Origin of the sequence: Streptomyces spiroverticillatus (assembly GCA_014650415.1) — a bacterium.
GTDB lineage: Bacteria > Actinomycetota > Actinomycetes > Streptomycetales > Streptomycetaceae > Streptomyces > Streptomyces spiroverticillatus.
The window spans coordinates 37,024-61,751 of record BMUX01000016.1 but is presented as its reverse complement, the minus strand read 5'-3'; the positions used below and the strand labels follow the sequence as shown (position 1 = coordinate 61,751).

The window sequence follows — 24,728 nt, the reverse complement described above, 5'->3', positions numbered from 1 at the left end:
ACGAACTCCGTACGAAAAGGCCTTACGTGGTCTTCAGCCCCAGCGGCCCCGCGATCTCCTCCAGCATCACGCGGCCCGCCTCCTCCTCCAGGTCCTTCTCGCCCAGGTCCTCGTCCGTGTCCAGGCCGTCCAGCTCCTGGAGCGGCTGGTCGAGGCGGACGTGCGCCACCAGGGACTGGAGGGCGCGCAGGCAGGCCGAGGCGGTGGAGCCCCAGTTGGAGAAGTAGGAGAACTGCCACCACCACAGGGCTTCCGAGGTGCGGCCCGCGCGGTAGTGCGCGAGGCCGTGCCGGAGGTCCGTGATGATGTCGGCGAGGTCGTCGGAGATCCGGCAGGCGACGGGCGCCTTGCGCGGCTCGTACGGGTCGAAGACCTCGGAGTAGACGTCGATCGGCTCCAGCATGCGCGCGAAGCGGATGCGCAGGTCGTCGACGTCCGGCTCGGGGCCGAGGTCCGGCTCGTACCGCTCGTCCGGCACGATGTCCTCGTGCGCGCCCAACCGGCCGCCCGCGAGGAGGAGTTGGGACACCTCCAGGAGCAGGAACGGCACCGCGCTGTCCGGCTCGTCACCCTTCGCCACTTCCGTGACGGTGAGGATGAAGCTCTCGATCTGGTCGGCGATCTGGACGGCGAAGTCGTCCGGTTCGGCTTCGGCGAAGTCGTCGCGCGCGGCGGCGACAGCAGTGGCGTCAGACATCCAGCAATCGTCTCCCCTCGAAGGCACGCCCGAGCGTGACCTCGTCGGCGTACTCAAGGTCTCCCCCTACAGGGAGACCACTGGCCAGCCGGGTGACCTTCAAACCCATCGGCTTGATCATCCGGGCCAGGTACGTGGCCGTGGCCTCGCCCTCCAGGTTCGGGTCCGTCGCGAGGATGAGCTCGGTGACGGTGCCGTCGGCGAGGCGGGCGAGCAGTTCCCTGATCCGCAGATCGTCCGGACCGACGCCCTCGATGGGGCTGATCGCGCCGCCCAGCACGTGGTAACGCCCCCGGAACTCCCGCGTCCGCTCGATCGCGACCACGTCCTTGGGCTCTTCCACGACACAGATGACGGTCTGGTCGCGGCGCGGGTCGCGGCAGATGTTGCACCGCTCCTCCTGCGCCACGTTCCCGCACACCGCGCAGAAGCGGACCTTGTCCTTGACTTCCAGCAGGGCGTGCGCGAGCCGGCGGACGTCCGTCGGCTCGGCCTGGAGGATGTGGAAGGCGATCCGCTGCGCGCTCTTGGGACCGACGCCGGGCAGCCTGCCCAATTCGTCGATGAGGTCCTGGACCACGCCTTCGTACACGGAGTGTGCCTTCCTGTTTCTGCTTGGTTCGTACGGTAGTTGCTGCGAGGGGCTGCGCAGAAGAGCCGGTCAGCCTCAGAAAGGCAGGCCCGGCATTCCGCCGAGGCCCTGGGTGAGGGGGCCGAGCTTCTGCTGCTGGAGGGTCTGGGCGTTCTCGTTGGCGGCCTGGACGGCGGCGACGACGAGGTCCGCGAGGGTCTCGGTGTCCTCCGGGTCGACGGCCTTCGGGTCGATCACCAGGCCGCGCAGCTCGCCGGAGCCGTTGACGGTCGCCTTGACCAGGCCGCCGCCCGCGGTGCCGTCGACCTCGGTGCGGGCGAGCTCCTCCTGCGCCTGGGCGAGGTCCTGCTGCATCTTCTGGGCCTGCTGGAGCAGCTGCTGCATGTTGGGCTGGCCACCACCGGGGATCACGGCATGTCTCCTAGGTCGTCTAGGTCGTCGACGGGGTTCGTCCACGGGTCGAGAGGTCGGTCAATCCGAGCCTACGTGGTCGCCCGACGGCCTGCCGCACGCCGTACCAAGTGACTCTTTCGAGTGAGAGGGCTTCGGCTCCTCCTCCTGATCACGGCCTCGTACGGGGGGAAATACCGGGACAACGGCCCCATGGCACGCCATTCGGCGGTAGGAAGGGCAAGCGCACCCGTACGGAGCAGTTTGCCGCGGAGCCCAGGAGCGGATCCCAGGAAGCGCGGATCGCAAGAAGCGCGGAGCTCAGGAAGCGCGGATCTCTCAGAGCAGAAGAGCAGAGGAGTGCCCGGTGAGTCAGCCGGAGATGCAGCCCGAGGGGCCGCCGGCCCGGCACGACGCCGGTTCCGGTCACGATTTCGCGGGCAACGGCGGTGAGGAGTGGGGCTGGGACGCCGAGGACCTCACCGGCCGGCCCTTCCCGCTCGGCGACTGGGGCGAGCCCGCGGAACGGCTGGACGAGCTGTACCGGTGGGTGGAGGCGGGGGCGCTGCGCACGGCCCGCTGGTACCTCGCCGACCGGGGCTGGAAGCGCCGGGGCGCACGGGCACTGCGGATCGGTACGGCGGTGGGGGTCGTCGTCGGGGCCTCCCTGCCGCTGCTCGACCTGACCGGGACGGTGTCGGGGGGTGCCGGGTGGGGGTATCTGGCACTGCTGGCGGGCGCGGCCTGCCTGGGCTGCGACCGGTACTTCGGGCTGACGTCGGGGTGGATGCGGGACATGGCCACCGCGCAGGCGGTGCAGCGCAGGCTCACGGCGCTCCAGTTCGACTGGGCGTCGGAGAGCGTGCGGGAGATCCTCGGCCCGACCGAGGGGACGGCCAGCGAGGCGGCGGAGCGGTGCCTGGGCGTCCTGCGGCGCTTCACCGAGGACATCACCGAGCTGATCCGGGTCGAGACGACGGACTGGATGGTGGAATTCCGGTCGGGTCCTGCGCCGCTGGTCATGCAGACCCTGGGCGCCGCCCCGGCCCGCCCCGAGGGGACCCACGGCTATCCGAACCGGGTCCCGCTCCCGCCGGGGACCCGGCCGAACATGCCGCGCCAGCGGCCCCCGGAGTCTCCTCGCTAGGGCCGGAGACCCGGGGCCCTGGCAGAAGAGGCCCCAGGGACCTAGCTGAAAACGATCATGGAGCCCTGCCCCAGGCTCCGGGTGGTGGCCGCGTGCAGCCCCAGCCAGACATGCCGCTCCCTCGCGAAGGGGGACGGGTCCGTCACCGGCGCGGCGGGCTCGTCCAGGGCGGTGGGGCCCGCCGGGGGCAGCGGCGGGGCGGGCGGGTTGGCCGGGTCGATGCCGATGGCGGGGGCGACGTACTCCAACTCCCGCAGCAGACCCTGCGCGGAGCCCAACGGGCCGCCACCGGCGAGGAGTTCCTCGTTGGAGAGGGGTGCGGGGAAGTCCACCGGGACGTACGCCCCGGCGTGGTCGAAGTGCCAGACCAGATGGGACTGGAGCGCCGTCTCCTCGAAGATCTCCAGCAACTGCTCGTAGTCCCCGCCGAGTTCGTCGACCGGGGTCACCGCGAGGCCGCGCGCCTGGAGCATGTAGGCCCGGCGCAGCAGGTGCAGCGCGTCGTAGTCGAAGCCCGCGACCGGGGCCACGTCGCCGGACAGGCCCGGCATGTACGGGAAGATCGGGACCGTCGGCAGACCGGCGTCGGTCAGTGCCTTGTCGTAGGCGGCGATCTCTTCGGCGAAGGGGTTGTCGGGGCTCTGGCAGAGGATGTCGACAAGGGGGACCAGCCACAGGTCACAGGCCAAGGGGTGCGCTCCTCCACGGTCCGGGGCGTCGTCGGAGTTGTCGTGCGTTCCCGGTCCCCGGGGTCGGCGACCGGTCGGTCCAGGCAGCGTAATGCCATGTGTACGTCGCGCGAAGACCGCCGGTCAGAAGCGGTGGGACTGCGGGGCGGACACGGGCTCAGAAGCCCGGGGGGCCCGCGTATGCGCCGTGGCCCTCCAGGCGGTCGGCCCAGCCGAGGGCGCGTTCGTCGTGCTCGGCGAGGAGTTCGTACACGGCCTCCTCGTCGCCGCGCGCGAGGGCCGCGACGACCTCCTCGTGGCGGCTCCACAGCCCGCCCGCACGGCTGCCCGGCTCGCGCAGCAGCAGCTCCGCACGCAGACGCGAAATGGAGAACACCCAGCAACGGACGCGGATTTGATGGAGGAAGGCCGCTATGTGCGGGTTGCCGACCATGGTGGCCAGCTCGCCCCAGAAGCGCAGGTCGTACCCGATGAGGACGTCCAAGTCCCCTGCCCCCGCTGCCCGGGAGGCCTCTTCGGCACGACGGCGCAGCACAGCGAGACGGTCGGGCGGCAGGTCGCTCGCGGCGACGGCGAGCTTGCCGCGCACTCCGGCGACGACGAGCGCGCGGGCCTCGACCATGCCCCGGAATTCGGCGACGCTGTACTCCCGTACGCGAAAGCCCTTGTGCTGGTCGGACTCCAGCAGCCCCTGCGCCGCGAGGTCGAACAGGGCCTCGCGCACCGGGGTCGCGGAGACCTCGTACTGCTCGGCGATGTGCTTGACCGTGAAGGCGTGACCGGGCGGCAGCCGCCCCGCCAGCACCTCGTCGCTCAGCGCGTCGGCGAGCTGCTGGCGCAGGGTGCTGCGGTGCACGATCCCGCGCGCACCGGCTCCGCTCGCGGGCATGGTGTCTCCCCCTTCGTCCGCTCCGGACACCTTATGGGGCGTTCGGGGCAGGACAAGGGGGAAGATCACATTCCGTTACGAAGCCGAGTCCGCGGACGGGGCGAGTGTCACGCGGTGTGCTCGTCCGCGACGGTCAGCGCCTCGTCGAGGGCGGCCAGGCCCTCCTTGGCCTCGGCCTCGGTGACGTTGCACGGCGGGACGACGTGGGTGCGGTTCATGTTGATGAAGGGCCACAGGCCGTTCTTCTTGCAGGCCGCACCGAAGGCCGCCATGGGGGCGGCGTCCGCGCCGGTCGCGTTGTACGGGACGAGCGGCTCGCGGGTCTCGCGGTTCTTGACCAGTTCGAGGGCCCAGAACATGCCGGTGCCGCGGATCTCGCCGATGCTCGGGTGGCGCTCGGCGAGGTCGCGGAGGCCGGGGCCGATGACGGTCGCGCCGATGTGCGCGGCGTTCTCGACGACCTTCTCCTCCTCCATCACCTGAATCGTGGCGACGGCGGCGGCGCAGGCGAGGGGGTGCCCGGAGTAGGTGAGGCCGCCCGGGAAGGGCCGCTTCTCGAAGGTCTCGGCGATCTCGCCGGAGATGGCAACGCCGCCCAGCGGGACGTAACCGCTGTTGACGCCCTTGGCGAAGGTCATGAGGTCCGGTACGACGTCGAAGTGCTCGGCGGCGAACCACTTGCCGGTGCGGCCGAAGCCCGCCATGACCTCGTCCAGGACGAAGACGATGCCGTACCGGTCGCAGATCTCGCGGACGCCCTTGAGGTAGCCCGGGGGCGGGGTCATGATGCCGGCCGTGCCGGGGACGGTCTCCAGGACGATCGCGGCGACGGCCGCCGGGCCCTCGAAGGCGATGGTGTCCTCGAGGTGCTGGAGGGCGCGGGCGCACTCCTCTTCCTCGGTGGAGGAGTAGAAGGCGGAGCGGTAGAGGAACGGCGCCCAGAAGTGGACCGTGCCGGACGAGCCGTTGTCGGAGGCCCAGCGGCGGGGGTCGCCGGTGAGGTTGATCGCCGTGTTGGTGGCGCCGTGGTACGAGCGGTAGGCGGCCAGGACCTTGTGCCGGCCCGTGTGCAGGCGGGCCATGCGGACGGCGTTCTCGATGGCCTCGGCGCCACCGTTGGTGAAGAAGATCTTGTCGAGGTCGCCGGGGGTGTGGGAGGCGATGAGGCGTGCGGCCTCGGAACGGGCCTCGACGGCGAAGGCGGGCGCGAAGGTCGTCATGCTGGCGGCCTGCTCCTGGATCGCCTGGACGACCGTGGGGTGCTGGTAGCCGATGTTGGTGAAGACGAGGCCGCTGGTGAAGTCGAGGAAGCGGTTGCCTTCGTAGTCCCAGAAGTACGAGCCCTCGGCACCGGCGACGGCCAGGGGGTCGATCAGGCCCTGCGCGGACCAGGAGTGGAACACGTGCGCCCGGTCGGCGGCCTTGACGGCTGCGCCCTGGGCCGGGTCGGGGGTGAAGTGAGGGGTCATGGGGGCAGGGTAGATCGGTGCAGGTGGGAGGGGATATGGCCATCCTGTACGGGATGGGGCGCGGGGGTCGGCAGGGTGTCGACCGGTGGGGTCGCCGTTCCCGACGGGGCTGCGCCCCTTGCCCCCTGCACGGCTTCGCCGCGCGTCCTCAAACGCCGGACGGGCTGAGATGCCTGGCCCAGCCTGACATGCCGCCCGAAGGGCAGGCATTCAGGGGCGCGGGGAACTGCGCGACCAGCCACGACGCACCCGCACGGAACCCCACAATTGCCCCACAGGGTCACCCCGAGCGGGTATAGGTCACGGACTTGTTGTCCGGCGTCGTGCGGCGCAGACGGCCGTCCGGCAGGAGGGTCACCTCCGAGGCCTTGCCCGGGGAGCAGGACGTGGCCGGGCCGGTGACCACCCGGGAGGGGCCCAGCCGGACCGGACCGTCCGGCGACGGGTCCGACGCGAGTTCCGCCTCGAAGAGGCAGCGGAAGGAGGTGCCCTCGGCCACGAGCGACATCACGGTCTCCCCCGACCGCCCCTGCCGCAGCGTGAGGTCCCGGGTGCTCGACCCCGAGTCCCCGCTCACCGTCCCGTGCCACGTCCCCAGGAAGCCGGACGGGATCGTCCCCGCCGCGTCGGCACTGGTGGGCGGAGGCGTGGAGACCGTACCGCTGGACGGAGCACTGCCCGAGGAGGAGGTCGCCGAGGCCTGCGGCGAGGGCTTGTTGTCCGAAGTGCCGTACGCCGTCGGCCGCTTGTCCGGGTCGTCGCCCCGCATGAGTGCGTACACCGTGCCGCCCGCCGCGAGCGCCACGACGGCCGCCACGGCGACGAGGACCAGGCTGGAGCGCCTGGCGCGCTGCGGCGGGGGTTCGGGCGAGGGGGCGGGGGCGGGAGCGGCACCGGGGTAGCCGTAGCTGCCGGGCGGGGTGGGGCGGCCGTAGGGGTCGTAGCCCGGCTGCGGATAGCCGTAACCGCCTTGCGGGGAGGAGGCGTTCGGGTAGCCGTACCCCGCTTGCGGAGGCGGGGCACTGGGATAGCCGTACACATGCGGAACCGCCGGCGGAAGCGCCGGAAGCCCCTGCCCGGCGGCCGGCGGCGAAGGCGTGCCACCCCCGGGCACCCCGCCCCCGGGCGTACCGGGCGCGGGCGGTCCGGCGGGACCCGCGCCACCGGGACCCGCGTCACCGGGATTCACGGCACCGGGAGCCGTGCCACCGGGCTGCCCCGCACCACGCCCGGCCGGAGCCGCACCCCCCGGACTGACGATCATCGTCGGCATCGAATGCACGCCACCACCCGAGCCCCCCGGCCCGGCAGGAACCCCCGCACCACCAGGAGCCCCGGGCCCCCGCACCTCCGGCGGCAACGGCGTCCCGACCCCGACCGTCGGCGTCCGCACCCCCGCCCCCGGCCCAGCTCCCGGCCCCGCCCCCGGCAGCGACGTCGTCGGATTCTCCAGCTCCAGCAACTGCACCGCATGCGTCCCCAGTTGGGCCACCAGCGACGCCGGAAGCCACGGTTCCCCCGGGGAGGGCGCCGGGCCGGTCCGTGCCAGGACCGCGTCCAGGGCCGGGCGCGTCTCCGGGGCCTTCTGGAGGCAGTCGCGGATCAGGTCGTGCAGGGATTCCGGCACCTCCGCCAGGTCCGGCGGCTCCTGCGCAATGCGGAACATCAGCGCGTGGACGCCGCTGTGCGACGTACCGAAGGGGAGGCGTCCGGTCGCCGCGTACGCGAGGACGGACCCGAGGCAGAAGACGTCGCACGCGGGCGTCACCCGGTCGCCCCGGATCTGCTCCGGGGCCATGAACCCGGGCGACCCGACCAGCGCACCCGTCCGCGTCAGCCCGCTGTCGGTGACGGTCTCCAGCGCCCGCGCGATCCCGAAGTCGATGACGCGCGGGCCGTCGATGGTGACCAGGACGTTGGAGGGCTTGAGGTCGCGGTGGATGAGGCCCGCCGCGTGGATGTCCTTGAGAGCGCGGGTGAGCCCGGCGGCCAGGATCAGCACCGAGCGCTCGGGCAGCGGCCCGTGCCCGCCGGAGACGACCTGCTGGAGGGTGGGCCCGGCGACGTACCCCGTGGCCACCCACGGGACCTCGGCCTCGGTGTCCGCGTCGAGCACCGGCGCCGTCCAGTGCCCGCCGACGCGCCGCGCCGCCTGCACCTCCTGGCGGAACCGCGAGCGGAACTCCTCCTGTTCGGCGAGTTCGCGTCGTACGAGCTTGACGGCGACGGTACGTCCCCGCTCCGAGCGGGCGAGGTACACCTGCCCCATCCCGCCCGCGCCGAGCCGGGCCAACAGGCGGTAGGCACCGATGTGTTGGGGGTCCGCGGGCCCCAGTTTCTCCATGGCCATGACTGCTGTGCCACCCTCCCCCGATGCGACAGCGATGGGCCGAGGATAGTGCCGCCGTACGACGGTGAAGTCAGCCGATCGCTACCGTTTCGTCACCGAGTGTCCCTCAGGAGGCTTCCGGAGGGGAGGGGAAGGACGCGGGCACCGTGCCCATGGCCGCCGACAGCCGCTCCAGCACGCGGACGGTCTCCGCGAAACCCTCCTCGCCGAGTTCGGCGCGCAGCCGGTCGGCGAGGGCGGCGTGGGAGGGGTTGCAGCGGCGCAGGGCCTCCGCTCCCTCCCCAGTGATACGGAGGAGCTTGGCGCGGCGGTGGGCGGGGTTGTCGGCGTACTCGGCGAGCCCCCGCTCGACCAGGACGTCGGCGATGCGCTGCACGCTCTGCCGGGTGATCCCCATGGTGCGGGCGACACCCGCGACGGAGTCCGGGACCCGGTCGACGGCCCCCAGCACCTGCCACCAGGCCGCGGTGAGGCCCACCTCGCGGGCCATCCGGTCGGAGACGGCGAGGAACTGCCCGTTGAGGTGGAAGACACCGAGTGCGGTACGGGTGAGGAGCTGCTGGGCGGGGGACTCGGGGGACCGGGAGGAGGCCGTCACGAGGCGAGCACCTCGTAGGCGGAGGGGTCGGAGTCGTGGAACAGCCGGTACCAGGCGTCCAGCTTCTCCGGCGGGAAGACGTCGAGGCGGCGCAGGATCTCGCGGGCGAAGGCTTCGGGCTGGGTGCTGTTGGCGGTGATCAGGTCGCCGTCGGTGAGGGCGTCGGTGTCGACGTAGTGGGCGGCCCCCTTGTAGCCGGTGGCGTCCAGGTAAAAGCTGACGTTGCTGGTGTGCGGCCGGTCGTCGAGGAGCCCTTCGCGGGCGAGCCCGGCGGTGGCCCCGCAGATGGCGGCGACGGGGACACCGGAGCCGAGGAAGGTGCGGGCCGCCTTCGCGAAGGGCACCAACTCCGCCCCCGTGTCCCAGAGTTCGGCCCCGGTGAGGATGAGGAGCGCGCTCTCCTCGGCCCGGAGATCGGCGAGCACGAGGTCCGGAAGGATCCGCAGCCCGCCCTTGGTGGTGACGGGGTCGAGGGTGAGGCCCACGGTGCGGACCTCGTACCCCTGGTCCCTCAACTCGGCGGTGATGTGGCCGGACTCCCAGTCGGCGTAGGTGTCGTAGACGGCGAGGTGCACGGTCTTGCGGGACATGACTGCCTCCTGGAGATCGCGGGCTCGGCCTCCCCTGGGCCGTTGACAGAATGCTGTCATTACGACAGCACCCTGTCAATCATCCCTGCGGTCCGTACAGCGCCGCCCGCTCCCCCTGCGCCAGAGCCCAGTACCGGTCCCCGTAGGACCAGTGCCACCACTCCGTCGGGTAGTTGACCAGCCCCGCCCCCTGCAAGGCCGCCCCCAGCACGGCCCGCCGCTCCCGGGCCTCGGGCGGCACCCCCGGCCCGTCCGTGTAGCAGGCCCCGGCGCTCTCCTCCGGGCTCGCGTTCATCCGCGTCCCCATGTCCAGCTCGCGGCCCTCCGCGTCTGCGAGGGTCAGGTCGACGGCGCCACCGGCACTGTGCGGGGCGATCTCCGGCGGCGACACGTAGCGGCTGGCGGCAGTGCGGATGCGGGACGCGCCCCAGGCGGGGTGCAGGGCGCGCAACTCGGCCTCGTACTCCTCGAAGTAGTGGCGCTGGAGGTCCGGCGGGCGGTACCCCTCCACGATCACCAGCCTCAGCCCGTCCGGCAGCGAGTCCTGCGCGCGGAGGAGCCGCTCGACCACGCCGGACCGGAGGAGGGCGTACGGCTCCCCGTCCTCCACCTGCTCCGGGCGCAGTTCGAGCCCGAACTCCCTTACGTCGACGAGTGGTTCGCCGCAGTCCTCCACGGGGATGGCGGCGATTTTCGGGTCGGCCATCAGCACGATCTCGGTAGCAGTCATGCGGTGATCATGCCTGGGGGTGCTTTCCGGTGCCGGGGGCGTTCAGCTCCGGCCCGCTGGGCCATGGGGTCCCCAGTCCCGCCCCTTCACCTAAACCCGCGGGGCAAGGGGACCGGTTCCGTGCGGGTGCGTCGTGGCTGGTCGCGCCCACGCGGCGGAGCCGCACATCGAAACAGCCCCGCGCCCCTGAAGGGGCGCGGATGAGGGGCGGGCCTGAGCCTCCACAGGAGCGCCACCCGCTCACGGTGGGCCCCGTGGGATCATGCCGCCGTGGATGCGCTGAGAGCCGAAGATCCCGTGCGGGTGGGACAGTTCCGGCTGCTTGCCCGGCTCGGGGCGGGTGGCATGGGTCGCGTGTTTCTGGCGCGGTCCGGTGGGGGACGTACCGTCGCCGTGAAGTTGGTGCAGCCGGAGCTGGCGCAGCAGCCCGCGTTTCGGGAGCGGTTCGCGCGGGAGGTCGCGGCGGCCCGGCGGGCGGGCGGGGTGTGGACGGCGGAGGTCATCGACGCCGACACGACGGCCGAGGTGCCGTGGGTGGCGACCGCGTACGTTCCGGGGCCCTCCCTGCGGGACGTGGTGGGGCGGGAGTTCGGGCCGTTGCCCGCGGATACCGTGCGGGTGCTCGCGCACGGGCTGGCGCAGGCGTTGGAGGCGATTCACGCCGGGGGGCTCGTACACCGGGATCTGAAGCCGTCGAATGTGCTGTTGGCGGTTCAGGGGCCGCGGATCATTGACTTCGGGATCGCGCGGGCGCTGGACTCGGTCACGGGTGAAGGTGCGCTCACGCTCACCGGGACCGGGGAGCTGCTCGGGTCGCCCGGGTTCATGTCGCCGGAGCAGGTGCGCGGGGAGCGGGTCGGGACGGCGTCGGACATCTTCTGTCTGGGGTCGTTGCTGGCGTACGCGGCCAGCGGCGTGCAACCGTTCGGGGACGGGGCCAGTGGGGCGCACTCGGTGATGTTCCGGATCGCGCACGACGAGCCGCGGCTGCCCGAGCCGGAGGATCTGCCGGGGGACCTGGCCGGGCTGGTGCGGGCCTGCCTGCGCAAGGATCCGGCGGCCAGGCCCGACGCCGCGTCGATCGCCGCGCATCTGTCGGCACCGGCGGGGCCGTGGCTGCCCGCCGGGGTGCTGTCGCTGATCGGTGAGCAGAACGCGGAGTTGCTGGATTTCGAGGTACGGGGTGGGGGGCGGGCCGAAGATCCGGCACCGTGTCCGCCCTCGGGCGAGGACACCGGTTCGCCCGACGGCACCGGCTCGCCCGACGGCACCGGCTCGCCCGATGCCCCCACCGCCGCCCCGCCCCGCCGCCGGCACCGGGCCGTCATCGCCGTCTGTACGGTGCTGGCGCTCGCCGCGGGCGGGGCGTTCGCCGCGTATCAGGCGCGGGAGGAGCAGGAGAAGGCAAAGAGGGCGTCGGGCAGCACCACCTCCCCCGCCCCCACCCGTCCCGCTCCGGCCGCCGCCATCGTGCCCGTCGCGTTCCTCGGGGCCTGGGAGGGCGTCGTACGCGGCGACCAGGACATGCCCAGCGAGACCCGGCGCATCGAGATCACCCAGGGGCGGCCCGGGGACAAGGCCGGGACGTACGTCCAGGTCGGGCCGGACCTGATGTGCATGGGCCGGTCGGCGCTGGTGTCTGCGAGCGAGGACGCGGTGGTGCTGGGCGAGAGCAGCCTGACCACCAGCACACCCGCCAAGCGGTGCAAGCCCTCCGCCCGCCAGACCCTCACCCTGCGCTCGGCCGACCTGCTGGAGTGGAAGTCGGGGAAGGACACCGCCACCCTCAAACGGGCGAAGGCGGGTCCGGAGGCGGTGCCCGCGGCGTTCGTCGGCCAGTGGGAGAGCAAGCCGTTCGCGGACCTGCCGGCCGGGGAGCAGGACCGCTACCGCACCTTCCTCACCGTCACGCAGGGGCCGATCGGGGCCCCGCTCGTACGCATCGTGACGTCCAACCCCCGAACGGACAAGGAGGGCAACCCGCTGCCCGGCGGCGACGCGACCTGCGTCAAGACGGCGACGCTCGGCGGCGCGGGCAACCTGCTGGTCCTCGGTCCCGTGACGTTCGACCCGAACCGGTCCGACCCGCAGTGCGACCGGGACCAGACCTCGCGGAACCTGCGGATCATCACCTACCAGGGCAAGGAGATCCTCCAGGACTACTCGATGGGGACGGACGCCGAGCCCGGCGAGTTCGTACGGAAGTGGGGCGGGGCGGGGTAGCTCCGGGTCCCCTTGACCCCCTTTGGCTCCCTGGTCCGGGACGCGTCAGTTCCGTTCCCGTAACAACAACTTGACGCGGGGGGCCCGGACTTGGGCCGGAACCTATCCTCCCCCCATGGAAGCCCTCACCAACTCCGATCCCGCCCGCATCGGCCCGTACCGCCTGCTCGGCAAACTCGGCGCGGGCGGCATGGGGCAGGTCTACCTCGCCCGGTCCGAGGGCGGGCGCACGGTCGCCGTCAAGCTCGTCCGGGCGGAGCTCGCGGCGGAACCGGAGTTCCGGCGGCGGTTCGCCCAGGAGGTCGCGGCGGCCCGCCGGGTCGGCGGCGAGTGGACGGCACCGGTGCTGGACGCGGACACGGAGGCGCGGGAGCCGTGGGTGGCCACGGGGTACGTTCCGGGGCCGACGCTTCACGAGGCCGTCGTGCGCAACGGGCGCGCCCTGCCGGAGAGTTCGGTGCGCGTGCTGGCGAACCGGCTGGCCCAGGGGCTGGCCGCGATCCACCGGGCCGGGCTCATCCACCGCGACCTGAAGCCCGGCAACGTCCTGGTCACCATCGACGGCCCCCTGGTCATCGACTTCGGCATCGCGCGTGCGCTGGACGCGGTGTCCGGCACGGGCAAGCTGACGCGGACCGGTGCCGTGGTGGGCTCCCCCGGGTTCATGTCGCCGGAGCAGGTGCGGGGCGAGCCGCTGACGGCGGCGAGCGACGTGTTCTGCCTGGGCTCGGTGCTGGCCTTCGCGGCGACGGGGCGGGCGCCGTTCGGGGGCGGCGAGAGCGGGATGCACGGGGTGATGTTCCGCATCGCGCAGGAGGAGCCGGACCTGACCGGGGTGCCGGAGGGGCTGCTTCCGCTCGTACGGGACTGCCTGGCGAAGGATGCGGCGGGACGGCCGACGCCGGAGCAGGTGGCGGAGCGGACGGCGGACGCGGTGCCGGACGAGGGGTCGGGATCAGACTCGGACGAACCTTGGCTTCCGGCCGCCCTGGTCGCCCAACTCGGTCGCCATGCGGCGCAGTTGCTGGACGCGGAGACCCCGGCGGGGATGGCACAGCCCCCGATGCCGGCGGGCCCGCCGACCGGGGTGCCGGGGGCGGGGGGATTCGGGGCGGGGGCGGCCGGGTTCGGCGCGGGGGCCTTCGGACCGGCTCCGGGTGCGCCCGCGCCCCTCTCTGCCACGCCGCCCCCGTCCGTGCCGCCGAGGCCGACGGGCGCACCGGCGCCGACCCCGCTGCCGGGGGCCGCGACGCCCGTACCGGCGATGCCTTCGGGCCCACCGACCCCGCTGCCGGGAACGCACGAGGCCGGGGGCACGGCAGCCCCGGAGGACGGCCCCGCACCGGCGAGCAACCCCGTACCGGAAAGCAGCCCCGTACCGGAAAGCGGCCCCGCACCGGCGAGCACCCCTGCCCCGGCAAGCGGCCCCGTACCGACCACCCCGTCCCCGTCGCCGACCCCACCCGGCTTCGGCCCTCCCCCGCCCGGCTTCGGCGGGACGCCCCCCGGCTTCGGCGGGACGCCCCCCGGCGGTTCCACGCCGCTCGGCGGATACGGAGGCACGCCGCCCGTCGGGTACGGGAGCACGCCTCCCGGAAGCGACACGCCTCCCCAGGGCTCCACACCTCCCTCCGGCTTCGGCCCCGCCGTGAGCATCTCCCCCACCGGCACCCCACCCGCCACAGGCGCCAAGCCCAAGACCCGCAAGCCCCTCCTCGTCGCCGTCGGCACCGTCGTGGCCCTCGCCGTCGCCGCCGGCGGCATCCTCATCGGCACGGACCTCCTGAAGGGCAAGGACACCGACAAGGCCCAGACCGGCGGCGCCGCCAGCGGCAGTTCGGCCAAGGGCAAGCAGACCCCCGCCCCGAACCCGCCCCCGGCGGACACCGGCACCACCGGCCGGCCCACCACCCCCGCCACCCCCACCACTCCCCCCACCGCAGCCGGTGCCGTCCCCGCCGGATACCTCGGCATCTGGCAGGGCGAGGTCAAGAAGTCCGACGGCAGCGTCGAGTCCGTACGCCGCTTCACCATCAAGCAGGGCGCCGAGGGCGAGGAGATCATCGACACCGTCAACTCCGCCGACAAGACCCTCTGCGAGGGCGTCTCCACGCTGGTCTCCGCCGGAAACCTCCTGGAGGTCGACACCAAGCGCGTCGTGAAGTCCCTCCCGGAGGCGGACGACTGCTCCCCCTCCGGCAAGCAGACCCTGCGCCTGCGCCCCGACGGCACCGTCGTCTGGACGGACAGCGACGGCAGCAACACCGCCGTGCTCCGCAAGGTCCCGCCGATGGCGAAGGAGGCCGTGCCCGCACCTCTGACCGCCACCTGGAAGCGCACGTACAAGAGCGAGGACGGCGCGACCCACAACATGGTCCTGAAGATCAGCCAGGGCACGTACGGCGACGTCGTGATGAGGACGACCGGCGACGGCGACAACTACCACTGCGAGTGGGAGAGTTCGCTGGTCAGCACGGGTACGAACACGATGCGCCTCGCCCCGTCCCTGGTGACCGCGAGCGAGCCGAAGGACCACTGCAAGAGCGGCGACTCCAGCACCGAACTCCTGGAACTGCGCGGCGCCCAGCTGATCATCACGCAGGCCACCGCGAGCAGCGACGCCGAGCCCGCCTCGTACCGCCGCGCGGGTTGAGCCCGCCGCCGGTCCGCCTCCCCCACCCGGCGGAGGCGGATCGTCAACAGGCTTGATCCGTACGGCTCCTGGCCCGACCAGGATCGCCCCATGACCACAACAACCCTCCCCACGAGCACCACCACCGGCACCGCCCGCCCCGTCCCCCTCTGGGCCGAACGCGTCGCCCACGCCATCCCGCTCGTCGGACTCCCCGTCTGCATCTGGCGGCTGCCGTTCGCCTTCGGCTTCACCATGGGCAGCACGCAGGAGGACGCCCCGTGGGGCTGGTGGATGATCCCGTACGTGTTCGGGCTGAGCATCCTCTCGGAGGCGTTCGCCCTGCTCAGCTTCGGGCTGGTGCGCAGATGGGGCGAGGTGGTCCCGGCCTGGGTGCCCCGCCTCGCCGGACGCCGGATCAGCCCGTGGGTGGCGATCGTCCCCGCCACGATCGGCGGCCTGATCATGACCGCCTTGCTCGTCGACTGGGTCCTGAGCGCCACGCTCGGCCTCGGCGGCGGCTTCCCGTACGAGGACGGCTGGCGTCAGCTCGCCATGACCATGAGCGGTCTGCTCAACCTCTGGGGCCCCCTGCTGCTGATCCTGACGTACGGCTACTGGCGCCGCAGGCGCGGCGAGTGAGCCGTCGGCGGGGTCGCCCGGTGTGCGGTGGTGGGGCGCACGATGCCATGTGCACCCCACCACCTCACCTCATGGCAGCCGGATGGTCCGCACCAGCGGCATGTCGGCGTACAGCTCCGGTTCCACCGTCACCACGGGCCTGCCGTCGGGCCAGTCCAGGGTGGGGCGGGACAGATGGACGGCGTGTCCGACCGGCAATGCGATCCCGTCCCTGAGGAGCGCGCCCAGCGCCGAGGCGCCGGCGAAGTCCAGGTCCACGATCTCAGCGGCGGGCAGGGCTCCGACATGATCCGCCAGCCCCTCGCGCAGCCCGTCCGCCGTCGCGAGACAGACGGCAGGCACATACACATGCCGAGTCGGCCCGTGCTCGGTGTTGGACAGGAACTGCGAGGCGAGTTGGTTGCCCCGGCCGAGGGCGAGCAGCGCGGATTCGTCGTAGACCACCGCCACGGAACGGGTCACAGGCTGTCCACAGGCCTACCGGCCTCCAAGTCCTTCCACACCTGCTCAGCCCGGTCGTGTTCCTCGTCCGTCAGCGTCACTCCGAAGTGCGTCTCGCAGTACGCCTTGGTCGCCTCGTACCGCTTGCGCAGCTCCTCCTGGGTGGGCGTGGCACCGGCCAGCTCCGTGAGCAGGTCGCGCATGGTCATGCCACGCTCCCGGGCGAGGACCATGAGCCGGTCCCGGGTGCTGGGGTCAACCTTGATCGTGGTGTCGGCCATGACGGCAGTATACCGCCGGTATACCACTTGGGGCGGTTCGAGCAATGCGGTCACGAGGACCCCTTCCTTCATCTCCGGTTACTTGATTCCACCGGCCCGGATCCGGGCCGGAAGCCCTTGGGCGTACGACGCCCTAGAGCGATACGGGGACCTCGCCCCGCTACACCGCCACGACGGGCGGCGTCACCGCTCCCCCGCCCAGCCCGCGCATCGCGGCCCGCGCCGCCTCCGCGCCCCGCTTCGCCGACTCCATGAACCCGAGCACCCCCTCGGCCAGCGGCACCGGCTCCCGGCTGCCCCTGCTCTCCCGCACCACCGCCCGCACGCACGCCGCACACCGCCCCGCCGCAGGCAGCCTCGCCCCGCACCCTTCGCACGCGTGCCGCAACAACGGCTCCGGCGGCGCGGGCGGCACCGGCGGACACTTCCGCCGCAGCCGGTCGGCCAGCAGCTTCGGGGCGGAGTGCACGGTCGCGGGCAGCCCGGCCGTCAGCGCCTTCGCCAGTACGGCGTCACTGGCCCCCCGCTCCCACCACACCTCCACCAGCGGCGCGAGCTTCAGCGCCTCCGCAGCCCCCAGCGACAGCGCGGGCACAGTACGCCCGAGCCCGTGCAGGAAGCGGGCGGCCCGCCCGGTCCGTACGGCAGGGTCGTCCGGTCCCTCGGCGCTCTCGGTGAGGGAGGGAGGTTCTTTCGGAGAGGTGCTTGGAACCAAGGGTTTCGGGCCAGCGGCACCGGCCGGCCGTTCACCGGAGGCCAGGTTCCAGCCACTTTCGGGTTCATTCGCGGGAGCGGCCTCGACGGGCTCCCCGTCGCCCGCTTCGTACGGGTGGTCGAAGACGACGTACACGGTCCGCAGCAGCCCCGACCCCTGGTCCTTGCGCACCTCGCGCCGCAGATACCGGGCTTTCTCCAGCTCACACAGGGCGGACGCGATTCTGGCCCGCCCCTCCTTGCGCTTCTCCGCGAGCGAACGGACCGAGGCGCGGGCCTGCTCGGGGAGGCTGACGAGGTACATCAGTACGCCTGCCGCGCACCAGGAGATCGAGTGATCCCGCAGCAATTCGTTTCTGAAGATGGTGAAGTCGCGCGTGGGCGAGGTACGGTGAATCTGCATCGGGAGTCCTAGCTTGCTCCTGTGCCGGGCCCCGGGTGCTGTAACACCGCGGGGCCGACTTATGTCGTCGTGTCGATGACCATTACGCGACCATCAACTGGCCCACACGCAAGCCAGGTTCAGGTTTCCCACTCATTCGAGTGAGGGCCTGGATTCCCCTGACGCCGTCACCAGAACCGCGTCCGCCGCCCCCGCGAGCAGCCCCAGATGCACCCGCCGCCCGGCCGAACTCGGCGGACACCACCACGTGAGCGGCCACGTCCCACCATCAAGGGCTGGCACCGGTACGTAACTGACCTTGTTCGGCCCGGAGTTGAGCACAGTGACCCCCGGCGGCCAGGCCCGGTACCCCGTGCTCCCGGCTCTCACCAGGAAGTACACCGCCCGCACGCCCCTCACCTCCACGACGATCGGGCCGGGGTCGCCGCCCGTCATCTCCTCCAGCATCGCGGCCACCCGTCGGCCCGCGTCGCCCTCGATGCGTACGGCATCGAATTGCACACCTGCTTTGCGGAGTTGGAAGCCGGAATCGGGAATCCAGTCGATGTTTACTTCACGAGTTCGCGTATCCACGCTGACAGCTTGTGGGGGGCCGCCTTACGTTTTCCATAGGGTTCGGCGGACCGTTGAGTTAGGCCAACTCCCGTTGAGCCCAGTTGAATTAACCGGGGACTGGTTGAGGCTGGTTGAGGCTGGTTGAGGCCAGTTGAGAGCGAATCGGTGGGCGTGGTGGCGAGCTCCGAGAACAAGGTGTTGGCAGGTCCGACGGCACGGCTGGTAGCGAAGACGGTTCTGGCGATCCGCAGGCAGAGGGGGTGGTCGCAAGACCGGCTCGGTCACGAACTCGGCTATTCCGGCGCCGCGGTCAGCGCACTGGAGACGCTTGCTCAGCCACCCAGCGATCAGATGTTGCTACGGCTGGAGGCAGTGCTCGGTGAAGGTTCGGGCTTCTTCACCGACGCAATGGCCTCTATCCAGCGAGAGAGGTACGCATCCGAGTTCCAGGCGTTCTCAGACCTGGAGCGGGAGGCCGTGGCGCTGCACATCTACTCCATGCACGTGATCCATGGGCTCTTCCAGACGGAGGCATACATGCGTGCGCTCTTCAATGGAGGCTACCCGATCAACTCTGAAGCTCGGGTGGAGGAACTGACTGTAGGACGCCTGGCACGCAAGCAGCTCTTCGACCGAGAGCCAACCGCCATGATCGAGGCCATCCTCGATGAGTCGGTCCTCACTCGCGGAATCGGCAGCAAGGCGATCATGCGGGATCAGCTCTTACACATCACCGAATGCGCCAAGCGCCGTAACGTCTCCGTGCGCGTGCTCACGCTGGACTGCGGATACGAAGGTGAATACGCGGGCGACCGGGGCCCGTTCACCTTGATCGAAACGCGCGAGCATGAGCTTCGGGCCTATACCGAGATCCAGGACCTCAGCACGCTGATTGATGACCCGGCAACCGTGAGCGTCCACTCTCAGAGGTATGCAAAGATCCGGGAACAGGCATTGAGTCCTCGTAAGTCACTGGACCTCATCGAGCAGTTGGCGGGAGAAACTACATGAGCAAGACCCTCCGGTGGTTCAAGTCGAGCTACAGCGCCAGCAGCGGCGGCGAGTGCCTCGAAGTGGCCTACGACTGGCACAAGTCCTCGTACAGCGACAGCAACAGCGCCCAATGCGTCGAGGTCGCCACCTGCCCCCACACCGTCCACGTCCGCGACTCCAAGCTGAGCGAAACCAGCCCCGTCTTCACGGTCACGTCCGCAAGCTGGACGGCCTTCCTCGGCAGCGCTCTGGTGCGCTGAGAAACCCACGAGCCGGACACGGCCTGCTCACCGGAGCATGCGGTGCTGGGCGTGGGCATCGACATCGACATCCACCGACAGTTCGGTGAGTACCGAACCTTCCGGCCGATAGCGTGCTGAGTCCGGTGCGGGAGATGCCCGCACCGGTAGCGCCGGAGGCAACCCGATGTCGGAGACAGGCCTGAAGCAACGGATCGCCCAGCGGTTCCGTGAAGTCAACGGCGACCATCCCATGACCGATGCAGACGACGTATACGTCAGCACGCAGTTCGTCGCCCTGGAGGAACTGCGCGCAGTCCACGGTCGTGATGTCGATGCGGTCCGTCGGCTGATGCTGGAGCGGAGTCTGCCGCTTCCGGGATATCTGCGCTCCGACGGTACTGAGATGGTGCCGGCCGACCTGTTCGCTCTGGCCGACGCAGCCGGCGGCGCGGAGCTGCTCGAAGCATGGTTCACCGCCCAGTGGGCCGACCCGATCAGCGGGAAGGCGGAGTGGGACGCGTACCTCAGCGGACAGTACGTATGCCTGCACTCGGTGACCCCGGCCACCATTCAGCGCAAGGGCCACCTGACGGCCGCGATCAGCGCCGCAACGGACGCGCCGGATGCCGGTTCGGCGCGGTGGTCCGAGCGACTGCATGCCCTGGTCGACGAACTCGACGCACTGGAAACGGCGTTCACCGCCTACGACCGTCTTCGGTTCGGCGGGCCCACGTCCCGGGAAATCTGCATCACCGCTGTACGCGCCCGCTTCCCGCGCCCTTGACCGGGAGCCGCGTCGCGCTTGGCGCAGCGCTGCGAGCAGTGGCTCCGCCGCCCCGCCCGAGACGTGTCGGCGAAGGCCCCCCTCCGGGGCGGGCGGCCCGAGCCGTGTGGTTCGGGCCGCCCGGCTTGCTCACAGGGTGAGCAGGACGCGGCCGGCGGGACCGGGGTCGGCCAAGGGCCGGAGGGCCAGGCGGACCAGGGCGAGGGGGTTGTCGTCGCCCGCGATGCGGTTGGCGCTCAGCTCGCCGCATCCGACGCACTGGTGGATGATCATCCACTCGCCGTCGCTCCGTACGGACATGCCCAACGCCTCCATCCGGCCCCGGCAGTCCGCGTCGCGGTCACCCGGAATCTTCCGGTCGACGTGCAGGCTGGCCAGGCAGTTCGGGCAGTGGTTGCGGTGTGCGGTGCCGGGTGCGTCCAGGGACACGTCGAGGCGACAGGACGTACACCGGAAGGCGTTGGCCCGGTGTCCGCCCTGGGTGTGCAGGACGTCCTTGTGCCGCTGGGGGCGGCGCCGGTCACGGCCAGTGCGACCCTCGCGCTTGCTGCGGCTGTTGTTGCGGGACATGGCGATGCTCCTTCCTCTCTCGGGCGGTCAGAGGGTTCCGAACGCTTCGAGCGGAAAGGGCGGTTGGGCCAGCGGGCGGACGGCCATCCGCATCAGGATGAGCTGGTTGTCGTCCACGCAGACCGGGTTCGAGGTGAGCTCGTCGCAGCGCACGCAGCGGTGGATCACCGTCCAGTCACCGGTACGCAGTACGGCGATGGCGATCGGGGACATCCGCCCCTCGCAGTCGCTCGGACCGCCCTCGACGTGGTCGAGGACGTGCCGGGAGTGCAGGCAGGACGGGCAGTGGTTGCGCGGGACGCCGTCGGCGGCGTACGCGGAGACAGTGAGACCGCACCGCGTGCAGGTGAAGGTGCCGAGGCTGAGGGTGTTGTTGTTGCTGCTGGTTGAGGTGTGGCTGGACACCCGGATGCTCCTTGCTGGAAAGGGGTCAGGACAGCAAGAGCAGGCCGAGCGGCCTCGTCAGAGGTCAGCCCGAGGACGCCGCAGAGCGGCGAAGGGGCAGGTCGGAACACCGGAGGACACGCCCGGCAGCAGCCCGTGGAATCGGGCGGCGCAAAGAGCTGGGGACGGTTACGCGGTGTGGCGAGGCGCACTCGGCGCGGGGCGGGACATCAAAACACCTTTTCCGAGGCATACGGGATCGGAACGAATCCAACCCAATCAGAACGACTTGTGCAGCTAACAGGCCGCCCGCCGAGGCCGTCAACGCAATATTCGACACGAGGGCGGAATGCCGAGACAGGCAAGGGAGTTGATCAGGCCATGACTCAAGGCCCCGCACCCCGCGCACTGTCCGACGACGCCCTCTCCCACCTGCTGAGCACTCAGCAGTTCGGCACCCTCGCCACCAACAAGAGCAGTGGCCACCCCCACCTCACCACCATGCTCTACAGCTGGGACGCCGACTCCCGCATCGTGCGGTTCTCCACCACGGCCGACCGCATCAAGGTCAAGCAGCTCAGACGTGATCCACGCGCGTCCGTGCATGTCCCGGGCGGCGACGTGTGGTCGTTCGCCGTGGCCGAGGGCGAGGCCGAGCTCTCCGAGGTGACGACCACACCCGGCGACGCGGTCGGACGCGAACTGCTGGCGATGGTCCCGGAGGCCGCGAAGCCGGAGGATGAGGACGCGTTCTTGGCCCAGTTGGTCACCGAGCGCCGGGTGGTCATCCGCCTGAAGGTGTCCCGCCTGTACGGCACGGCACTCGACGTCAACGGATAGGGCCACTCAAGACCCGGCATCCAGAACATGGCCCGGTCAGGGCAGCGGGGCCGACGGGACGGTGTACTCCCAACCGGGCTGCCAGTGGGCCGGTGCCCGGACGAGGTCTTCGAGGTCGGCGCCTGTGAGCAAGGAGTCCAGGGCCCACCGGTTGGCCGAGTGGGCGATCAGCAGGATGCGGCTGCCGTCCCACCGGGCGACCAGGTCGCCGAGGAAGTCCTCGGTGGCGGTCAGCACCTCGCGGTAGCTCTGGCCGCCGGGGAACGGCTCGTCGACGTACCGGCTGCGCAGCGGGGCGAGTTCCGTCTGCGGGTGGCCGTTGAGGCGCCCGTAGTCGCATTCCCGCAGGCGGCGGTCCTGGTGGATCGGCACCTCAGCGCCTGCGAAGGCGATCCGCGCGGTCTCCACGGCACGGTGCAGATCGGAGGTGAACACCGCCGCGATCCCGTCGCCGCGACGGCGCTCGCCCAGCTCCCGGGCCTGCCGGCGACCGGCCGCCGACAGCGCTCCCGGAAGCCAACCGGTGGCGATGCCCGCCTCGTTGTCGGTGGTGGTCGCGTGGGTCTCGTAGACGAGCCGGATCGGCATCTTCGTCGTACCCGTCATGCACTCGCGGCCCGCGCCCGGTGGCGGCGGACCGCGTCGCGGTTGGCGCAGCGGTGGGAGCAGTAGCGCTGGCGTCCGGTGCGTGACGTGTCGGCGAAGGCCGTGTCGCATTCGGCCGTCTCGCAGCGCCGCAGCCGGTGCATGCCCCGGCCCGCCAGGTGGAACGCGGTGCCGACAGCGAAGAGCGTGAACAGGGCTCGGCCGAGGGGCTGTTCGGCGTCCCGGTAGTGCAGGTGCCAGCCCTCCGTGCCGGGGTGGGAGGTCAGCCGGGGGTAGGCGGCGGCCTCGGCCAGCATCTGGTTGAGCAGGTCGGCGCGCTCCTCCTCCCCGGCGGCGTCGACGACCTTCTCCCAGGCGTCGAGTGCCGCTCCGGCGCGGCTCAGGTCGTCCGCCGTCACGGGAAGTTCCAGTACGAGACCGGCGGCGCGACAGCGGTCCGCAAGCTCGTCGGCGCTCTCGGGGCGGCGGTTGGCCAGGTCCGCGGCCAGGTTCACCGCGTCCTCTCCGTAAGGGTTGAGCATCATAAGGGCATTACAGCAGGGTGGCGGGCATGACACAACAGCCCGTCACGCGAGCCGAGTTCACCTCCCACGACCCGTGGCGCTATCGCTGGACCATGCTGGGCGTCGCCACTTTCACCCAGGCGGCCTCCGGCTTCTTCGTGGGCGGCATCGGAGCACTCGGCATCCACCTCCAGAGCGCCCTGGATCTGAACACCGCGCAGCTGGGCCTGCTCGTCTCGTCGGCTCAACTGGCCCCCCTCGTCGGCCTGTTGGTGGCCGGTGAGCTGCTGGACCGCTACGGCGAGCGGTGGGTGGTCGGGATCGGTGCCGGCACGGTCGGGCTGGCCCTGTGCACGGGGAGCCTTGCGCCGGGGTACGCGACCCTGCTGGCCGTGCTGCTGGTGGTGGGGATGGGGTACAGCACCGTCCAGCCGGGCGGCAGCAAGACGGTGGCCTCGTGGTTCGACGCGTCGCAGCGGGGCTTCGCCATGGGCATCCGGCAGGCGGGGCTGCCGCTGGGGGTGGCGCTCGCCTCGGCCGTACTCCCGTACGTGGCTGTCGAGTTCGGGTGGCGGGCGACCCTGCTGACCGGCGGTCTCGTCGCGCTGCTCGGAGCCGCCCTCTTCATGGGCGCACACCGTCGGCCGCCCACGCCACACGCCTCGCAGCCCATGCAGGCGGCCCCGCTCCGCGCCCGGCTGCGCATGCTCCGGGAGCCGTCCACGGTGAAGATCATGCTCTCGGGCATCAGCCTGATCTCCGTACAGGGCGGCGTGGGCATCCTGACGGTGCTCCACCTGCACCGGGTGGCGTCGGTCGGTGCCGGGACGGCCGCCCTGGTCCTGGTGGCCTCGCAGGGGGCGGGCGTCGCGGGGCGGATCTGCCTGGCGGCCTGGAGCGACCGGAGCAGGTCAGGGCGCTATGCGGTGGTGCTGGTCTGCATGGTCGCCGTGATCGGCGGTCTGGCCGTGCTGATGACACCGGCCGGAAGGTCACCGGTCGTCGCCTCCGGTGTCTTCGTCTGGCTCGGATTCTTCGGCTTCGGGTGGTACGGGCCGTGGGTCGCGTACGTCACCGAGGCCGCGCCGCCGGGCAAGACCGGCTTCGCCCTGGGGCTGGCGATGTCCGTCAACCAGATCGCCATCGTCTCCGTACCGCCCGTGCTCGGCCTGCTGGTCGACCTCAGCGGCAGCTTCACCCCGGCCTGGGCGCTGCTGTCACTGCTGACCTTCGCCGCTCTGGCGGTCACGGCCGGGGCCGAACTCCGCACCCGCTGAGGCGAGTCCCGCCAGCAGGGACTCGGCGGTGGCCGTACGGGCGTACAGGACGAAGCGCCCCGTCCGGTACGGCTCGACCAGACCGGCGGACCTCAGCACGGTCAGGTGCTGGGACACCCCGCCCGCCGACAGGCCGGTGTCCCCGGCCAGCGCGGTGGTGGAGGCGGGTGAGTCCAGCGCCGCCAGGACCAGGGCGCGGGAGCGGCCGAGCAGTGCGGCCAGCGCCTCGGGGGCGGTCGTGCCCCGGGACTCCCACAGGGTGCCCACCCCGCGCGGTGGGTACCGTACGGTCGGCTGCCAGTCGGGGGTCACCTTGGAGATCACGTGCGGCCACGCGAAGGCCGACGGCATCAGCAACAGGCCCTGCCCGCCGAGCGACCAGGTGCGGGAACCCTGGCGGTGCTTCACCCGCAGGCTCTCCCGGACCAGGTGCCGCCCTCCGCCGGCGGTCGCGACCGGGCGCCCTTATCCGTGCCCCTTCAGGGGCGCGGGGAACT

At 71.5% G+C, this 24,728-nt stretch carries 28 protein-coding genes; 9 read left to right on the top strand and 19 right to left on the bottom strand.

Going from position 1 to position 24,728, the window contains the following annotated elements; all coding sequences use genetic code 11:
• Positions 1-22: 22 nt before the first annotated feature.
• The 3 genes from IE269_RS32605 to IE269_RS32595 form a co-directional block, all read right to left on the bottom strand.
• Positions 23-697 carry a DUF5063 domain-containing protein gene (locus IE269_RS32605; protein ID WP_189826851.1) on the bottom strand — a complete coding sequence of 225 codons (675 nt, stop codon included), beginning with the start codon at positions 695-697 and terminating at the stop codon, positions 23-25.
• On the bottom strand, positions 690-1,289 hold the full coding sequence (gene recR, locus IE269_RS32600; protein WP_161248166.1) for a recombination mediator RecR: 600 nt from the start codon (positions 1,287-1,289) through the stop codon (positions 690-692). The genes IE269_RS32605 and recR overlap by 8 nt, the downstream gene beginning before the upstream one ends.
• 75 nt (positions 1,290-1,364) lie before the next feature.
• Positions 1,365-1,700, bottom strand: a complete 336-nt coding sequence (locus tag IE269_RS32595; protein WP_189826850.1) for a YbaB/EbfC family nucleoid-associated protein — start codon at positions 1,698-1,700, stop codon at positions 1,365-1,367.
• A gap of 346 nt (positions 1,701-2,046) precedes the next feature.
• Between IE269_RS32595 and IE269_RS32590 the strand changes: the two genes are divergently transcribed.
• Positions 2,047-2,826 (top strand): SLATT domain-containing protein, encoded by a 780-nt coding sequence (locus IE269_RS32590; protein ID WP_189826849.1) that lies wholly within the window; start codon positions 2,047-2,049, stop codon positions 2,824-2,826.
• Between the two features lie 41 nt (positions 2,827-2,867).
• Here the strand turns inward: IE269_RS32590 and IE269_RS32585 are convergent, their stop codons facing one another.
• The 7 genes from IE269_RS32585 to IE269_RS32555 all read right to left on the bottom strand — a co-directional run bounded on the left by IE269_RS32585 (position 2,868) and on the right by IE269_RS32555 (position 10,141).
• Positions 2,868-3,515, bottom strand: coding sequence for a hypothetical protein (locus IE269_RS32585; RefSeq protein WP_189826848.1), 648 nt, complete (start codon positions 3,513-3,515; stop codon positions 2,868-2,870).
• Between the two features lie 157 nt (positions 3,516-3,672).
• Positions 3,673-4,404 (bottom strand): GntR family transcriptional regulator, encoded by a 732-nt coding sequence (locus IE269_RS32580; RefSeq protein ID WP_189826847.1) that lies wholly within the window; start codon positions 4,402-4,404, stop codon positions 3,673-3,675.
• A gap of 107 nt (positions 4,405-4,511) precedes the next feature.
• Positions 4,512-5,873: an aspartate aminotransferase family protein gene (locus tag IE269_RS32575; RefSeq protein ID WP_189826846.1), complete on the bottom strand. Its 1,362-nt coding sequence runs from the start codon at positions 5,871-5,873 to the stop codon at positions 4,512-4,514.
• A 280-nt stretch (positions 5,874-6,153) separates the two neighbouring features.
• Positions 6,154-8,217 (bottom strand): serine/threonine-protein kinase, encoded by a 2,064-nt coding sequence (locus IE269_RS32570; RefSeq protein WP_189826997.1) that lies wholly within the window; start codon positions 8,215-8,217, stop codon positions 6,154-6,156.
• A gap of 112 nt (positions 8,218-8,329) precedes the next feature.
• Complete coding sequence (locus tag IE269_RS32565; RefSeq protein ID WP_229898403.1) at positions 8,330-8,821, bottom strand: MarR family winged helix-turn-helix transcriptional regulator; 492 nt, start codon at positions 8,819-8,821, stop codon at positions 8,330-8,332.
• Entirely contained in the window at positions 8,818-9,411 is a 594-nt protein-coding gene (locus IE269_RS32560; RefSeq protein WP_189826845.1) for a type 1 glutamine amidotransferase family protein, read from the bottom strand. The genes IE269_RS32565 and IE269_RS32560 overlap by 4 nt, the downstream gene beginning before the upstream one ends.
• Positions 9,412-9,490: 79 nt before the next feature.
• On the bottom strand, positions 9,491-10,141 hold the full coding sequence (locus IE269_RS32555) for a M15 family metallopeptidase (RefSeq protein ID WP_229898402.1): 651 nt from the start codon (positions 10,139-10,141) through the stop codon (positions 9,491-9,493).
• Positions 10,142-10,411: 270 nt separating this feature from the next.
• On the opposite strand from IE269_RS32555, the gene IE269_RS32550 reads away from it, so the two are divergent.
• The 3 genes from IE269_RS32550 to IE269_RS32540 all read left to right on the top strand — a co-directional run bounded on the left by IE269_RS32550 (position 10,412) and on the right by IE269_RS32540 (position 15,638).
• Positions 10,412-12,364 carry a serine/threonine-protein kinase gene (locus tag IE269_RS32550; RefSeq protein WP_189826844.1) on the top strand — a complete coding sequence of 651 codons (1,953 nt, stop codon included), beginning with the start codon at positions 10,412-10,414 and terminating at the stop codon, positions 12,362-12,364.
• A gap of 115 nt (positions 12,365-12,479) precedes the next feature.
• Entirely contained in the window at positions 12,480-15,017 is a 2,538-nt protein-coding gene (locus IE269_RS32545) for a serine/threonine-protein kinase (RefSeq protein ID WP_189826843.1), read from the top strand.
• Positions 15,018-15,107: 90 nt separating this feature from the next.
• The gene (locus IE269_RS32540) at positions 15,108-15,638 is read left to right on the top strand and encodes a hypothetical protein (protein WP_189826842.1); all 531 of its coding nucleotides are present in this window, start codon (positions 15,108-15,110) and stop codon (positions 15,636-15,638) included.
• Between the two features lie 69 nt (positions 15,639-15,707).
• On the opposite strand, the gene IE269_RS32535 is transcribed toward IE269_RS32540, so the two are convergent.
• From IE269_RS32535 to IE269_RS32520, 4 genes are all read right to left on the bottom strand, one after another.
• Positions 15,708-16,100, bottom strand: coding sequence for a PIN domain-containing protein (locus IE269_RS32535; RefSeq protein WP_189826841.1), 393 nt, complete (start codon positions 16,098-16,100; stop codon positions 15,708-15,710).
• Positions 16,097-16,360, bottom strand: a complete 264-nt coding sequence (locus IE269_RS32530; protein ID WP_229898401.1) for a hypothetical protein — start codon at positions 16,358-16,360, stop codon at positions 16,097-16,099. The genes IE269_RS32535 and IE269_RS32530 overlap by 4 nt, the downstream gene beginning before the upstream one ends.
• Positions 16,361-16,520: 160 nt before the next feature.
• The gene (locus IE269_RS32525) at positions 16,521-17,477 is read right to left on the bottom strand and encodes a helix-turn-helix domain-containing protein (protein ID WP_189826839.1); all 957 of its coding nucleotides are present in this window, start codon (positions 17,475-17,477) and stop codon (positions 16,521-16,523) included.
• Positions 17,478-17,609: 132 nt separating this feature from the next.
• Positions 17,610-18,050, bottom strand: coding sequence for a hypothetical protein (locus tag IE269_RS32520; RefSeq protein WP_189826838.1), 441 nt, complete (start codon positions 18,048-18,050; stop codon positions 17,610-17,612).
• A gap of 156 nt (positions 18,051-18,206) precedes the next feature.
• Between IE269_RS32520 and IE269_RS32515 the strand changes: the two genes are divergently transcribed.
• The 3 genes from IE269_RS32515 to IE269_RS32505 all read left to right on the top strand — a co-directional run bounded on the left by IE269_RS32515 (position 18,207) and on the right by IE269_RS32505 (position 20,051).
• Positions 18,207-19,043 (top strand): helix-turn-helix domain-containing protein, encoded by an 837-nt coding sequence (locus IE269_RS32515; RefSeq protein WP_189826837.1) that lies wholly within the window; start codon positions 18,207-18,209, stop codon positions 19,041-19,043.
• The gene (locus tag IE269_RS32510) at positions 19,040-19,285 is read left to right on the top strand and encodes a DUF397 domain-containing protein (RefSeq protein WP_189826836.1); all 246 of its coding nucleotides are present in this window, start codon (positions 19,040-19,042) and stop codon (positions 19,283-19,285) included. Before IE269_RS32515 ends, IE269_RS32510 begins: the two co-directional genes overlap by 4 nt.
• Positions 19,286-19,451: 166 nt before the next feature.
• On the top strand, positions 19,452-20,051 hold the full coding sequence (locus tag IE269_RS32505) for a DUF6058 family natural product biosynthesis protein (protein WP_189826835.1): 600 nt from the start codon (positions 19,452-19,454) through the stop codon (positions 20,049-20,051).
• Between the two features lie 129 nt (positions 20,052-20,180).
• Here IE269_RS32505 and IE269_RS32495 read toward each other — a convergent pair whose 3' ends face one another.
• A complete protein-coding gene (locus IE269_RS32495) occupies positions 20,181-20,621 on the bottom strand; it encodes an RNHCP domain-containing protein (protein ID WP_189826834.1) in 441 nt (146 codons plus the stop codon).
• Between the two features lie 27 nt (positions 20,622-20,648).
• Positions 20,649-21,026 (bottom strand): RNHCP domain-containing protein, encoded by a 378-nt coding sequence (locus tag IE269_RS32490; protein WP_189826833.1) that lies wholly within the window; start codon positions 21,024-21,026, stop codon positions 20,649-20,651.
• A 360-nt stretch (positions 21,027-21,386) separates the two neighbouring features.
• Between IE269_RS32490 and IE269_RS32485 the strand changes: the two genes are divergently transcribed.
• Positions 21,387-21,845 (top strand): TIGR03618 family F420-dependent PPOX class oxidoreductase, encoded by a 459-nt coding sequence (locus tag IE269_RS32485; RefSeq protein ID WP_189826832.1) that lies wholly within the window; start codon positions 21,387-21,389, stop codon positions 21,843-21,845.
• Positions 21,846-21,881: 36 nt separating this feature from the next.
• On the opposite strand, the gene IE269_RS32480 is transcribed toward IE269_RS32485, so the two are convergent.
• Both IE269_RS32480 and IE269_RS32475 read right to left on the bottom strand, forming a co-directional pair.
• Positions 21,882-22,451 carry a histidine phosphatase family protein gene (locus IE269_RS32480; protein ID WP_229898400.1) on the bottom strand — a complete coding sequence of 190 codons (570 nt, stop codon included), beginning with the start codon at positions 22,449-22,451 and terminating at the stop codon, positions 21,882-21,884.
• Complete coding sequence (locus IE269_RS32475; RefSeq protein WP_189826831.1) at positions 22,448-22,975, bottom strand: CGNR zinc finger domain-containing protein; 528 nt, start codon at positions 22,973-22,975, stop codon at positions 22,448-22,450. Before IE269_RS32475 ends, IE269_RS32480 begins: the two co-directional genes overlap by 4 nt.
• Before the next feature lie 26 nt (positions 22,976-23,001).
• Here IE269_RS32475 and IE269_RS32470 point away from each other — a divergent pair, with 26 nt between their 5' ends.
• On the top strand, positions 23,002-24,231 hold the full coding sequence (locus tag IE269_RS32470; RefSeq protein ID WP_189826830.1) for an MFS transporter: 1,230 nt from the start codon (positions 23,002-23,004) through the stop codon (positions 24,229-24,231).
• On the opposite strand, the gene IE269_RS32465 is transcribed toward IE269_RS32470, so the two are convergent.
• Positions 24,172-24,639, bottom strand: a complete 468-nt coding sequence (locus IE269_RS32465; protein ID WP_308436996.1) for an ArsR/SmtB family transcription factor — start codon at positions 24,637-24,639, stop codon at positions 24,172-24,174. The genes IE269_RS32470 and IE269_RS32465 overlap by 60 nt on opposite strands.
• Positions 24,640-24,728: the final 89 nt, after the last annotated feature.